This window comes from Rahnella sp. PCH160 (assembly GCF_047784855.1).
In the GTDB taxonomy this organism is placed as follows: Bacteria; Pseudomonadota; Gammaproteobacteria; order Enterobacterales; family Enterobacteriaceae; genus Rahnella.
Window position 1 is genome coordinate 3,170,519 of sequence record NZ_JBLOGT010000001.1, and the last position, 12,889, is coordinate 3,183,407.

Here is a 12,889-nt window from a genome sequence, read left to right on the forward strand (position 1 = left end):
TGCCATGATGGGGCTCAGGATCGGAACCGGGAAAATTTCGGTTTTTCATGTGCGGTGATTGCTCAGCGGCTGGCGCCTAAACCGCCCGCTGCGGTCCTACCGCCTCACCAGACCCCACAGAAACCACGGCCCCCGAGCAATGCGCAGAGCATTCCGGCTGATACCGGCCACGGCCAGGCAATATTGCGACCCAGCCAGTCGGCGATCACCATCAGCAATCCGCCATACAGCGCGGCGAGCAGGCATTGCGCACGAAAACGGTTTGCACCGCTGTAGCGGGCGAGCTGCGGCGCAATCAGGCCGACAAAACTCAGCGGGCCAATCAGCAGCGTGCCGCCTGCGGTCAGCGCGGCGGCGAGCAGTAAAATCAGCATATTACTGCGGCGCACACCGGCACCGAGCGCCCGCGTGGTCTGCTGTCCGAGGCTCAGCAACGTAATCCAGCGCTGCAATAACAACGCCAGCGGGATTAGCATCAGCGCCTGTCCCGCGCCCCACATTGCGCGTTCAGGCGTGATTCCGGCGGTCGATCCGGTGCTCCAGTTGAGCAGCATCATCGCGCGCGGGTCGCCGCTCATCAGCAACAACATGCTCAGCGCCATACTCAGGTTGGTCAGACACAGCCCGACCATCACCATCGGTTGCGGCTGGAAACGCGAGCGCATGCCGAACATAAACAGTGTGAAAATTGCCAGCAAACTGCCCGCCAGCGCGGCGGGGAAAAGCTGCGACAGCGGCTGGTTGAACAGGATCACCAGCAACACCACCATCAGCGATGCGCCGCTGCTGATACCCAGCAGTTCCGGGCTTGCCAGCGGATTGCCGCTCTGGCGCTGGATCAGCACACCGGCTACCGCCAGCATCGCGCCCGCGCTGAGCGCACCGAGCATCCGCGGCCAGCGCCATTGCAGAAGTGAACCGACTGCTGCCGTGGTGTCGGGCGTGCGGTTGACGAACAGCGAAAGCGCGATGCCGCCCGCCAGCATCAGCAGCAGAACGGCAATCCGGCGGCGCGTCAGCGTGCGTAACACCGGCATGCTCAACGTTTGCGGGGCGATATACGGATTGCGCTGGCGGAACAGCAACATCAGCATCAGCGGCGCGCTGAGTAATCCGGCGAGCGCACCGGTCGGCAAATCCCCGCCTGCGGGTGAGAGAAATTGCGCCAGCTGATCGACGGCGGTCAGCAGCCCGGCACCGGTCAGCGGCACGCAAATCAGCTGATGCGTGAAGCGCCGGACGCCCGCCAGACGCACCAGTGCCGGAGCGGCCAGCCCGATAAAACTGATGATGCCGACCTGACTGGTGATGAGCGCGCTGAGCGCAACGGCAACGGCGAGCGTGGCGATGCGGATTTTCACCACCGAAACGCCCAGCGCGCCGGCGCTCTGATCTGACAGACCGATCAGCATCAGCGGCCTTGCCAGCAGCGCGCTTCCCGCCATCAGACACAGCACCGGCAACAGTAAAAACTGCGCGACCGGCCAGCCGTTCTGGTTCAGAGAACCGGCCTGCCAGCTGAATAAATCACTCAGATAATCATGATTAAACAACACCATCAGCGTATTCACGGAATTGCCGTACAGGCTGATGACCATGCCGGTCAGAATGATTTTCAGCGGATCCAGCCCCTGACGGGCGATCAGCAGATAAAGCACCAGCGCGGTCAGCGCCGCACCGGCCAGCGCCAAATTCGTCAGGCCGAAAACCAGTAAACCGGGGAAAACGATAATGCCCGCCGACATCGTCAGATTGGCACCGGCGGCAATGCCCAAAGTGGCCGGTTCCGCCAGCGGATTGCGCAGAACCTGCTGAAAAAGCAAACCAGCTGTCGCCAGCGCCATGCCCGCCAGCGCGCCGGTCGCCAGTCGTGGCAGAAAACTGTAATGCAGTAACAGGCTGGCCGTGGAAGGCAGATTACCGGCATGAAGGCGACCGAGATTGCTGATTAACAGCAGGGCGCACAGCAGCGCCAGCGGCAGGATAATCAGCCAGGGCAACGGGGAAAATTTACGCATGAGAATCAGGCTCCGTGAGCGCTGTCGTGATGTGCTGCGCCAGACTGGTGGCCGTCGTCAGGCCGCCAAACGGAAAGAAATGCGTCAGTTCCCGTGCGCATCCGCCCGCGACCAGCGGCAGCTGTTGCCATAATCCGTCCGGCTGGCGCAGGCGGGAAACCTGCGTCAGCGTCGTCGGTAACTCGGTGTAAAACAGCCAGTCAGCGGGCAATGACGCCAGCTTTTCAACGCTGACGTTTGCCGTGCCCATCGCGCCAACCGGCTGCGTCCAGGCGTTACTCAGGCCGAGGCGGGTAAGAATGACGTCCGGCAGGCTATTCCGGCCATACACTGTGGCGTATTTGCCGTCCTGACTGCGCACCGCCACCAGGATCCGCTGACCGGCCGCGTGGCTGAGCCGTTGCTGGCCGTCACGGAGAGTGCGGGTGGCGTGGTCTGTCAGCTGCGCCGCCTGCGCGGATGCGGAGAATGTTTTGCCCAGAGCAGCAGTGAAACTGACTAATGCCAGCCAAAGATCGCCCGCTGCGGGATAGACCGAAACGACCTGCACCGGCGCGATGCGTTGCAGGCTGTCGAGAAGGGCGGGCGCGATCCTATCGCTGAGGATCAGCGAGGGTTTCAGGGCGGCGATAAGCTCGATATTCGGTTCCCAGTACGGGCCGATATCCTGCACATTTTCCGGTAAAACGGGTTCGGCAATCCGGCGGTGGAAATAACCCACATCGGAAACGGCCAGCGGCGCAATGCCCAGTGACAGCAGGGTTTCCGCCGCCAGCCAGTTAATCGCGATAATACGATCTGCGCCTGTCGTTACGAACCGGGATGAAGCGGCCAGCGCCGCCGGGGCATTCACCCACGGCAGCGCCAGCAACGCTTTCAGACAGTCTCGACGACTGAGTAAAAAAGCGGACATCAGAAGCTGTATTTCAGCGAGCCGATAAACGTCCGTTCCTGCCCCGGATAGCAACTGGTGTCGTCGTCACAGGTGCCGACATAGTGGTGATCAAACAGGTTCTGAATGTTGAATCCGACCGTCACATGCTGGTTCACCTGATATTTCGCACCCGCATCCACCAGCGCGAAGTTCTTCACCGGAATGGTGTTGGCGTTATCGCCATACATGCTGCCGACATAACGCACGCCGGTGCTGAGCAGCAGGCCGTCGAGCACACCCTGATGGAAACCGTAGTTCAGCCAGGTCGATGCCATATGTTTCGGCACGTTAGCCTGTTGTTTGCCGCGATCGCCGTTGTTGCTCTTGGTGATCTCCGTTTCGGTGTAGGTGTACGACGCCAGCGCATCCAGATTCTCCGTCAGCTTCACCGTGGTTTCGGCTTCGATACCGCGCGAACGCACTTCGCCGGACGCCACCTGATACCCGGTGATCACGTTATTCACGATCTCATTGGTGAGCACGTTGCTTTTGGTGATATCGAACGCCGCCAGCGTCATCAGCAGCGCCGGATCCGGCTGATATTTCACGCCAACTTCATACTGGTGCGCCTGGCTCGGATCAAACGTACGGTTCTTGCTGTCGGTGCCGCTGTTTGGCACGAAAGATTCGGCGTAGCTGATGTACGGCGCAAGTCCGTTTTCGGCCAGATAGGTCAGACCGGCGCGCCCGGTCCAGGCGCCTTTGTCCACCCAGCTTGTGGTGTCGGTCAGGTTATTTTCGGTACGCATACTCACGTCATCATGACGGCCGCCCAACGTCAGCAGCCATTTTGGCGTCAGGGAAACCTGATCCTGCATGTAAACGCCGAGCTGTGCGGTGGTCTGATCGTTGTCATTGAGCGCGTAAGTCGGATCCGCGATATCCAGCCCGTACACCGGATTGTAGATATCCAGTGCCGGAGCGGCTGCGCCAAAACGTTTGGCATTGCCGTCGAGGCGGCTGTAATCCAGCCCGGTCAGCAGGCGGTGTGTCACCGGACCGGTGGCGAAATCAGCCTGCAACTGGTTATCCATATTGAACGCGCGCATGTGTTCATCAAAACGGATGGCGTTACGCGACACGGTGCCGGTGGTGAAATTGACATTGCCTGGCAGCAGGTTGTTAAGAATGGTGTCGGTCTGGCCGTAGCGCACGTTCTGACGCACCTGGAAAATGTCGTTGAACTGATGGCTCAGTTCATAACCCACGGTGAACTGTTCCTGACGGAAATGGTTGTAGTTGTAATCGCCGAGCAGGGTGTCGGTGACGTTGCCGCCCGGTTTGGTGAGCACGGAAATGGTGCCGCCGGAGGTATCACGCAGGTAATCCGCGCGCAGGGTCAGGCTGGTCTGATCGTCTGGCAGCCAGGTAAACGACGGCGCGAGATACAGGCGGTTGTCTTCCACGTCCGGCCCGTTTTTGTACTGAAATTGCGTGTCGCTGTCGCGGGCGAGGCCAATGACGCGGTACAGATAGTGGCTGTCATCGTCAATTTTGTCGCTCATATCAAACTGCGCCTGACGGCGGTTGAAATTGCCCAGTTCAACCTGAACGTCATGCACGCCCTGCGCGGACGGCAGTTTGCTGACGCGGTTCACAATCCCGCCCGCATCGCCCAGCCCGAAAAGGGTGGATGACGGCCCGCGCACAATATCAATGCGTTCGAGCGCGTATGGCTCGGTGCGGAAATAGCTGTAGCTGTTGTTGAGCTGACGCAGGCCATCGCGGTAATCGTTGGTAGTCAGGGCATTGAAGCCGCGAATATAAATCCAGTCATAGCCTTTCGGATCGACGCCGTAGGTTTCCGTTTTCACGCCCGGCACATAACGCAGTGCTTCCGTCACGCTTTGCACGTTCTGGCGATCCATACGCTCGCGCGTCACCACGGAAACTGACTGCGGCACTTCAAGCAGCGGCGTGTCGGTTTTGGTGGCGGAATTGCTTTCCTGTGGAACGGTGGTCCACGCGCCGGATTGCCCGTTCACCGTCATGGTATCGGAACCGGCAGCAGGCTGCGGGGCGACGACAACCGTGTCATTTTCAATGCTGAAACTCAGGCCGGAGCCTTGCAGCACACGGCCGAGCGCGGCTTCCAGCGTCATCGTTCCCTTCACGGACGGTGCCGTTTTTTGCGCCACAGATTCGGGCGCGGCAATCAGCTGCACGCCCGCCTGCTGTGCCAGCGTATTGAGCGAAGCGATCAGCGGCTGAGCCGGAAGTGAAACGGTGAGCGTGGCCGCCGCAACGGCGAGCGGTGAGCAAACCGCCAGCGCGATGGCGCTCAGGCCGGTTTTGAAACGGGCACCCTGGTAAATCGTCGAAATGGTCATGCAGTTATCCCCAGAAAAAACCAAATAAGAATCATTATCCTTTCTGAAGACGAGGCCGACGCCAAAACCCTGACGTCGTCTCCTGAAAATTTTTAAACTTTTTTTAGCGGGGGGAAATTTTTGTGACGATCAGCGCCGTGAGATTTGCGTTTCACCGGTCTGTGTGCTGATTTTTACCGGCAACACTTTAGGTAATGCGCGGACGAAACTGTCCGGGCGGTGAACGTTAAAACTGCCGCTGATGCGCAGCGCGGCGACGTCCGGCGAGGCCGCGTGGTAAGGCATTTCGCCGTAACGCGAGAATTCGGCCAGCGCCAGACTGAGCGGGGTGTTATTAAAATTAATCCGCGACTGCCGCCAGTCGGCAATTGTGTCCGGCGCGACAGACGCCTGACGCGTCAGTGCGCCGCTGGCATCGCTGGTCGCCCGTTGTGTAGCGCGAAGCACCATCAGATGACGGTTTTGCGGATCCTGTCGCAGCGTAGCCATCACGCGCCAGTGCATATTTTGCAGCCACGAACGCGGCCCGACACGCACCGCGCCGCTGCTTACGGCAACGTCCGTGCCGTCGCCGCTCATCGATTTCGGAATGTACCGGACGCTGAAATGCGTCCCCAAAACCGTCACGCGGGAAGGGCCGCTGAAAACGATGAACGGCTTATCTTCCAGATGTTGCACCTGAAAATACGCCTGACCTTTGATCAGCGTGACTTCGCGGCGTTGCGCAAAATACGCGACCTGCAACTGCGTTTCGGCATCGAGGCTGACTAGCGTGCCATCGGGCAACGTGAGTTGTTCTAATTCTCCGCGACCGGTATGGAACGCGGTGGTCATGACCGGCGGCGCAAACCATTGCCACGCGGGCCACATCAGAATCACGCAAAGCAGCGCGGCAGCCGGGGCGGCAAACCAGAAAGGATGACGCACCTGCGGTTTTTTCACCGGCAGCGAAGCCCGCAACCGGGCAATATTTTCCTGCGGTAAATCTCCGACCCGCTGCCACACGGCCTGCATCGCCTGAAATTCCCCGGCATTTTCGCCCTGCGAGAGCCAGTCAGTAAACTCGCGCTGCTCGCGTGCCGACAAACCGGCCTGTTGCCGGCTCAGCCACCGCGCGGCCTGTTCGCTGGCGGACATCTGCGCATCAGAGATGTTATTCATCGCGGGCATCCTTTTCTGCGTGACCGGCGGCTTTCGGGGCGTGATGTTCCTGCTGCCAGGCGTCATTGCTGTTCCGGCAGGCAATCATGGCGCGGATAATATGCTTCTCGACCATATTGATGGATATTCCCATGTGGCTCGCGACATCCTTTTGCGACAATCCGTCAAAACGATGCAGGATAAAAGCTTCCCGGCATCGTGGCGGCAGGGCTTCGATGGTGCGGGTCATCAGCGCATTATACTGATTTTCTTCAATGAGTTCGTAAGGTTGCAGATAAGACGGTGCGGCAAAATGCGCGCCATCGGTTTCTTCAGACGCCTCATCCAGCGGAAGTTCGGGGCGGCGATAATGATCGACCAGCAGATTTCGCGCGATGCGATACAGCAAACTCCGGTGCGACCGGACCGGCTGCGTGACAGACAAAGCCCGGATAAATGTCTCCTGCGCCATGTCTTCTGCATGCTCGCGGTCACGAAGCTTACGGTTAATAAACCGATATAATTCAGTGTAATATTTCTCGAAAGCCGGCACTGGATTCTCAGATAATGAAAGACAGGGAACTTCTGCGATGCCTATTTTAGACATAAATCCCACAATCATTCATTCACAAATGATAATCATTCTCGAAATAAATTAACCTTATCCTCTCATTTGCCTTAAGTAAAAATTACGAAATGATCTTTCAGGATGCCTGTTCAGAACCTGGGGTTATGTAATTCGGGGTTCAGTTCACTCACGAGGGGAAGGCCGGGATGGGGTGTTGGTTTTAGCGGCGCAATGGCCTGCTAAACCCCCTCCCAGCCTCCCCCTTCGCAGGGGGAGGAGCAAACCAAACCATTGTTATTTTTGAGAAAGGTAAGATGGCGCCCACGACCTTGATTTTAAGACTCAAGACTCAGACTCCGTCTTCTTCCCCGCCAGCATCGCCAAAAAGTCATATTTCTGCTGCAATTCCTTCTCCGCCGCCGCATACAACTGCGCCGCCACTTCCGGTTGTTGCGCATTCAGCCTTCTGAACCGCTGCTCATTATTGAGCGTATCGGTCAGCCCGCTGGAAGGCGGCCTTGAATCGAGGGCCAGCGCCGGTTTACCTTCTGCCACGCGACGTGGATCAAACCGGTACAGCGGCCAGAAACCGGTGGTGGTCAGCTGTTTCATCTGATCATGGCTGAGCGCCAGATCATAGCCGTGTTCTTCGCAAGGGCTGTACGCGATGATCAGCGACGGCCCCGGATAAGCTTCGGCTTCCTGAATGGCTTTCACCGTCTGGTTGAGCTGCGCACCAAGGGAAATCTGCGCCACATACACATGACCGTACATCATCATGCTCACACCCAGATCTTTACGCGATTTGCGCTTGCCCTGTTCGGCGAATTTCGTGACCGCTCCCAGCGGCGTGGCTTTCGACTGCTGCCCGCCGGTGTTGGAATAACACTGGGTATCGAGCACCAGCACGTTGACGTTTTCCGTCAGGCTCAGGACGTGATCCAGGCCGCCGAAACCAATGTCATACGCCCAGCCGTCGCCGCCAATCAGCCAGATGGATTTATCCACCAGATAATCCGCGTCGGTCGCCAGCTGGCGTGCGTCCGGCGTATCAATGTCGGCCAGAATTTTACGCAACGCGGTGACATGCCCGCGTTTAACTTCCGGTGTGGACGTTTCATCGCGCAGGCCGCCTAACACCTCCGCCGGAATATGTGGCTCCAGCGATTCCACCAGACGCAGCACGCGGCGGCGGTGCTGGTCGACCGTCAGACGGAAGCCCAGCCCGAACTCGGCGTTATCTTCAAACAGGGAGTTTGCCCACGCCGGACCGCGCCCGTCGGCGTTGGTGGTGTACGGCGTTGACGGCAGATTCCCGCCGTAAATGGACGAACAACCGGTGGCGTTGGCAATCAGCAAACGGTCGCCGTACAGCTGCGTCAGAAGTTTGATGTAAGGCGTTTCGCCACAACCGGAACAGGCACCGGAATACTCAAACAGCGGCGTAATCAGCTGCGAGGTGCGGATATCAATGCGTTCCAGCGTGGTTTTATCGATTTCCGGCAGCTTGAGGAAGAAGTCATAGTTGGCGCGTTCTTCTTCCAGATGTTCGATGCGGTCGGCCATGTTAATGGCTTTGATGGACGGATCCTGACGGTCTTTCGCCGGGCAGACTTCCACGCACAAATTACAACCCGTGCAGTCTTCGGGCGCGACCTGCAACACGTATTTCTGGCCGCGCATGTCGCGGGATTTAACGTCCAGCGATTGCAGCGCCGCAGGGGCGTTTTCCATGGCGTCCGGCTGAACCACTTTGGCGCGAATGGCCGAGTGCGGGCAGGCGGCGACGCAGTGGTTGCACTGCGTACACAGATCCGGTTTCCAGATCGGCACTTCTTCGGCAATGTTGCGTTTTTCCCACTGCGTGGTGCCGGTCGGCCAGGTGCCATCCGGCGGGAACGCAGAAACCGGCAGGGCATCGCCAAGCCCTGCCAGCATGGTGGCGGTGACAGTTTTGACGAAATCCGGTGCGGCGTCCGACACAATCGGCGGACGTTTGCGCGGATTTTCCGGAATGGCCTGCAACGGCACGGCAACCAGCTCTTCCAGCGTGGCGGCCAGCGCCATCCCGTTGCGCGTGACCACGTCTTCGCCTTTGCTGCTGTAGCTGCGGGCAATCGCGTCCTGCAATGCTTTCAGTGCTTCGTCACCCGGCAGGATCTGCGTCAGGTGGAAGAACGCCATCTGCATGACGGTGTTAATGCGTGCGCCGAGTTTGCATTCGCGGGCAATTTTCGCCGCGTTGATCACGTAGAAACGGGCTTCGCGCTGAATCAGCGTGGCCTGCACTTCCAGCGGTAAACGCGCCCAGACCTCCTCGGCGCTGAACGGCGTATTGAGCAGGAAAATCCCGCCATGACGCAGACGTTCTGCCATCTGATACAGATCGATAAACTGCCACTGGTGACAGGCAACGAAATGCGCCTGAGTGACCAGATACGCGGATTTGATCGGTTTTTCGCTGACGCGCAGATGCGAAACCGTCAGGCCACCGGCCTTTTTGGAGTCGTAGACGAAATACCCCTGCGCATACATCGGCGTGCTGTTACCGATGATCTTAATGTTGTTCTTGGTGGCTGACACCGAACCGTCACTGCCCAGCCCGTAGAACAGGGCTTCGAGGGACGCGCGCTCAGGTAACTCTTCTTCAACCACCGGCAGGGAAAGCCCGGTGACGTCGTCATAAATGCCGACGGTGAAACGCGGACGCGGTTTGTTCAGTGCCAGTTCGCGGAACACCGACAGTACGCAGTCCGGCCCGAACTCTTTCGAGGATAATCCGTAACGGCCGCCGATCACTTTCGGCAGCGAATCGCGCTCGCCGCGGCTCCAGGCTTCGGCCAGCGCGGTCATGATGTCGAGATACAGCGGTTCGGCCAGCGCGCCCGGCTCTTTGGTGCGGTCCAGCACGGCGATACTTTTCACGGATTCCGGCAATACGGCCAGCAAATGTTCAGCGCTGAACGGACGGTATAGACGCACTTTCAGCACGCCAACTTTCTCGCCGCGCGCATTCAGGGTCTCGATAACTTCTTCGGCGGTGCCGATCCCGGAACCCATCAGCACGATCACACGTTCTGCCTGCGGATCGCCGACGTATTCAAACGGCTTATATTCGCGGCCGGTAAGGGCGGCGAACGCATTCATTGCGTCAATAACATGCTGGCAGGTAGCGTTGTAATACGGGTTGGTGGCTTCGCGTGACTGGAAATAGGTATCCGGGTTGGCGGACGTGCCGCGGATCACCGGATGATCCGGTGACAAGGCGCGGGCGCGGTGTGCGTCAATCTGCGCCTGCGGCAGCATCTGCTGGAGCGTGTCGTCGCTCAGCGGCGCGATTTTATTGATTTCATGCGAGGTACGGAAACCGTCGAAGAAATGGATAAATGGCACGCGGCTGTTGAGGCTGGCGACCTGTGCGATCAGCGCGAAATCCTGCGCTTCCTGCACGCTGGCGGCAGAGAGCAGGGCGCAACCGGTCTGGCGCACGGCCATCACGTCGGAATGATCGCCAAAAATAGACAACGCGTGCGTCGCGACGGTGCGTGCCGCCACGTGCAGGACAAACGGCGTCAGCTGACCGGCCAGTTTGTACAGCACCGGGATCATCAGCAACAGACCCTGCGACGAGGTGAAAGAGGTCGACAGCGCGCCGGTCTGCAACGCGCCGTGGACGGTGGAAATCGCACCGGCCTCGGACTGCATTTCCATTACCGTCGGGACATCGCCCCACAAATTCTTCTTCCCTTCGCCGGACCAGGCCCCGGCAATTTCGGCCATGGTAGAACTGGGGGTAATCGGGTAGATGGCAATGACTTCGTTGGTGCGATAAGCCACGGAAGCGACTGCGTTATTACCGTCAGTGGTGATCATGGAATACCCTTTGCTTTGCTCACAAACAGGCCGGAAAACAATAATTTTTACCGGCAATAATCATAAAAGCTTAGCAGAGGGCGGAATAATCAATTTATCCTGATTGTGTGCATGGGTTTTTATTAGTCAGGTGAATGATTTGGCCGGGTCGGGGCAGAAAATTGTTTCGTTTTATGAATAAAACCGCGATTTTTAGGAAAAAGTTGATGTTCTTTAGCAGCAGGGCTCGACGCAGGCGAAAAACGTCGGATATGATGACCGTTCTAAAAAATTCCCCCGCATTACCCAAAATCATTCAGGAGCAGGACAGATGATCACTGCGTTTCGCGTGTTACTGGCCGCCGGTGTGCTGGTGTTGGCCTCATGCAGCAGCCACGACGATTCCGCTGACGTTCCCCAAAAAGGCAACAGCGTGAATATCGGTCAGCGTACCGTCAACATGGATAGCCCGGCGTATGCAGCTTGTTCAATGGCGGGCGGGCAACTCAGATTAGCGCCACAGCTCGATGGCAGCCGCGTCGGTATGTGTTCGATGACCAATGGCCGTCAGTGCTCTGAAGCCGCACTGATGCAGGGGCTTTGCAAAGCTTAAAAAAAACGCCAAACGAAAGTCTGGCGTTTTTTTATGATTACATCCGGTCTTTCAGGCGGTAAACCAGCGTATGTTTACCTTGTTTCAGGACCATCTTGTTCTCATTCAGGGAAACGGCAGCGCCGTTGCTCAGCACGTCGTTAATCACGTGATCCCACTTATTCAGGTTTGCGTCGGGACACATCATCATGGTCGACGCCAGACCGCCTTTCACCGTCAGCACGTTGTTTTGCAGATTGCCCTGACCCATAAAGCGGTTACACATCTGACCGGAAACATGCAGGTTAGAGCCGAACTCAATTTCCGGGATACGACCCTGTGCGGCCGGAACCGTCTGACCGTCCACACTCAGTAACTCAAAACGGTGATGCTGCAAATCAGTTTGTTTCACGCCGGTCTGGCTGCTACATGCGCTGATAGTAAGGGCGGCTGCCAGAACAAACAGTGACTTCTTCATGTTCTCTCCTGAGAAATATTCCATACGCGTCAATAATTTCGTTACATTCATCTTAATATATTACATATTGCATCGCAATTATATCGCGGATGAATGTGTCTGGCAGTGACATCTCCGCACCTAAAACCGGTGCCAAAAAAAAGCCTGCGACCTTCCTTTTCAGGAAGTCCACAGGCTTCAGCTTTAACGTGCTTTACTCAGGCATTACGCCGTATCAGCGTGTCGGATGATTCACTTCAACCGGACGCAAATCAAACAACAGCACTTCGGCCTGATCGCCATCGGTAAAGGTGACGCTATCTTCATTGCGGATACGCGCGCCGTCGCCGGTTCTGAATTCGACACCGTTCACTTTGATGCTGCCGCGTGCCACGTGAATGTAAGCGTAACGGTCAGCGTCGAGGGTAAACGTCGCCTGTTCTGCACCGTCAAAGAAACCGGCGTAGATTTTCATATCCTGACGCACGGTCAGCGAACCGTCTGTGCCAAGCGGTGACACGATCAGGCGGAATTTCCCGCGTTTATCCGCTTCTGCGACGGACACCTGCTGATATCCCGGTGGGGTGCCATTCTCTGACGGCACAATCCAGATTTGCAGGAAATGCACGTTTTCTTCACCGGAGTGGTTGAATTCACTGTGCGTCACGCCGCTGCCTGCGCTCATCAGCTGAACATCGCCGGGGACAATCACGGAACCGGTGCCCATTGAATCTTTATGTTCCAGCGCGCCTTCGAGCACATAGGAGATTATTTCCATGTTGCTGTGAGGATGCGCCCCGAAGCCGCGACCCGGTGCGACCTGGTCATCGTTAATCACCAGCAGGTCTGAAAACCCGACCTGTTTTGGATCCCAGTAATTGGCGAAAGAAAACGTGTGGCGGGAATGCAACCAGCCGTGGTCACCTAAGCCGCGTTGTTCAGAGAGACGTTGTTCGATCATGGTGTACTCCTCAGTGTTGTCAGGGGGAAAGTGCGTT

General features: G+C 57.7%; 9 protein-coding genes. 1 reads left to right on the top strand and 8 read right to left on the bottom strand.

Annotated elements, in window-relative coordinates; all coding sequences use genetic code 11:
• Nucleotides 1-104: 104 nt before the first annotated feature.
• From fhuB to nifJ, 6 genes are all read right to left on the bottom strand, one after another.
• On the bottom strand, nt 105-2,018 hold the full coding sequence (gene fhuB, locus ACM5QY_RS14650) for a Fe(3+)-hydroxamate ABC transporter permease FhuB (protein WP_416121487.1): 1,914 nt from the start codon (nt 2,016-2,018) through the stop codon (nt 105-107).
• Nucleotides 2,011-2,931 (bottom strand): ABC transporter substrate-binding protein, encoded by a 921-nt coding sequence (locus ACM5QY_RS14655; protein ID WP_416121488.1) that lies wholly within the window; start codon nt 2,929-2,931, stop codon nt 2,011-2,013. Before ACM5QY_RS14655 ends, fhuB begins: the two co-directional genes overlap by 8 nt.
• Nucleotides 2,931-5,282: a TonB-dependent siderophore receptor gene (locus ACM5QY_RS14660; protein WP_416121489.1), complete on the bottom strand. Its 2,352-nt coding sequence runs from the start codon at nt 5,280-5,282 to the stop codon at nt 2,931-2,933. The genes ACM5QY_RS14655 and ACM5QY_RS14660 overlap by 1 nt, the downstream gene beginning before the upstream one ends.
• A 129-nt stretch (nt 5,283-5,411) precedes the next feature.
• Complete coding sequence (locus ACM5QY_RS14665) at nt 5,412-6,443, bottom strand: FecR family protein (RefSeq protein ID WP_416121490.1); 1,032 nt, start codon at nt 6,441-6,443, stop codon at nt 5,412-5,414.
• The gene (locus ACM5QY_RS14670; protein ID WP_226790033.1) at nt 6,436-7,029 is read right to left on the bottom strand and encodes an RNA polymerase sigma factor; all 594 of its coding nucleotides are present in this window, start codon (nt 7,027-7,029) and stop codon (nt 6,436-6,438) included. The genes ACM5QY_RS14665 and ACM5QY_RS14670 overlap by 8 nt, the downstream gene beginning before the upstream one ends.
• A 303-nt stretch (nt 7,030-7,332) precedes the next feature.
• Nucleotides 7,333-10,863 carry a pyruvate:ferredoxin (flavodoxin) oxidoreductase gene (nifJ, locus tag ACM5QY_RS14675; RefSeq protein ID WP_416121491.1) on the bottom strand — a complete coding sequence of 1,177 codons (3,531 nt, stop codon included), beginning with the start codon at nt 10,861-10,863 and terminating at the stop codon, nt 7,333-7,335.
• A gap of 310 nt (nt 10,864-11,173) precedes the next feature.
• Here nifJ and ACM5QY_RS14680 point away from each other — a divergent pair, with 310 nt between their 5' ends.
• Nucleotides 11,174-11,455, top strand: a complete 282-nt coding sequence (locus ACM5QY_RS14680) for a putative hemolysin (RefSeq protein ID WP_416121492.1) — start codon at nt 11,174-11,176, stop codon at nt 11,453-11,455.
• Nucleotides 11,456-11,492: 37 nt separating this feature from the next.
• Here the strand turns inward: ACM5QY_RS14680 and ACM5QY_RS14685 are convergent, their stop codons facing one another.
• Both ACM5QY_RS14685 and ACM5QY_RS14690 read right to left on the bottom strand, forming a co-directional pair.
• A complete protein-coding gene (locus tag ACM5QY_RS14685; RefSeq protein ID WP_416121493.1) occupies nt 11,493-11,912 on the bottom strand; it encodes an META domain-containing protein in 420 nt (139 codons plus the stop codon).
• A gap of 214 nt (nt 11,913-12,126) precedes the next feature.
• Nucleotides 12,127-12,852, bottom strand: coding sequence for a pirin family protein (locus ACM5QY_RS14690; RefSeq protein ID WP_416121494.1), 726 nt, complete (start codon nt 12,850-12,852; stop codon nt 12,127-12,129).
• Nucleotides 12,853-12,889 lie beyond the last annotated feature (37 nt).

Excerpts from the sequence above, each read along its gene's own strand:
- ACM5QY_RS14690 (WP_416121494.1), bottom strand. The coding sequence starts at position 12,852 with ATGATCGAACAACGTCTCTCTGAACAACGCGGCTTAGGTGACCACGGC.
- fhuB (WP_416121487.1), bottom strand. The coding sequence starts at position 2,018 with ATGCGTAAATTTTCCCCGTTGCCCTGGCTGATTATCCTGCCGCTGGCG.
- ACM5QY_RS14660 (WP_416121489.1), bottom strand. The coding sequence starts at position 5,282 with ATGACCATTTCGACGATTTACCAGGGTGCCCGTTTCAAAACCGGCCTG.
- ACM5QY_RS14680 (WP_416121492.1), top strand. The coding sequence starts at position 11,174 with ATGATCACTGCGTTTCGCGTGTTACTGGCCGCCGGTGTGCTGGTGTTG.
- nifJ (WP_416121491.1), bottom strand. The coding sequence starts at position 10,863 with ATGATCACCACTGACGGTAATAACGCAGTCGCTTCCGTGGCTTATCGC.
- ACM5QY_RS14685 (WP_416121493.1), bottom strand. The coding sequence starts at position 11,912 with ATGAAGAAGTCACTGTTTGTTCTGGCAGCCGCCCTTACTATCAGCGCA.
- ACM5QY_RS14665 (WP_416121490.1), bottom strand. The coding sequence starts at position 6,443 with ATGAATAACATCTCTGATGCGCAGATGTCCGCCAGCGAACAGGCCGCG.
- ACM5QY_RS14655 (WP_416121488.1), bottom strand. The coding sequence starts at position 2,931 with ATGTCCGCTTTTTTACTCAGTCGTCGAGACTGTCTGAAAGCGTTGCTG.
- ACM5QY_RS14670 (WP_226790033.1), bottom strand. The coding sequence starts at position 7,029 with ATGTCTAAAATAGGCATCGCAGAAGTTCCCTGTCTTTCATTATCTGAG.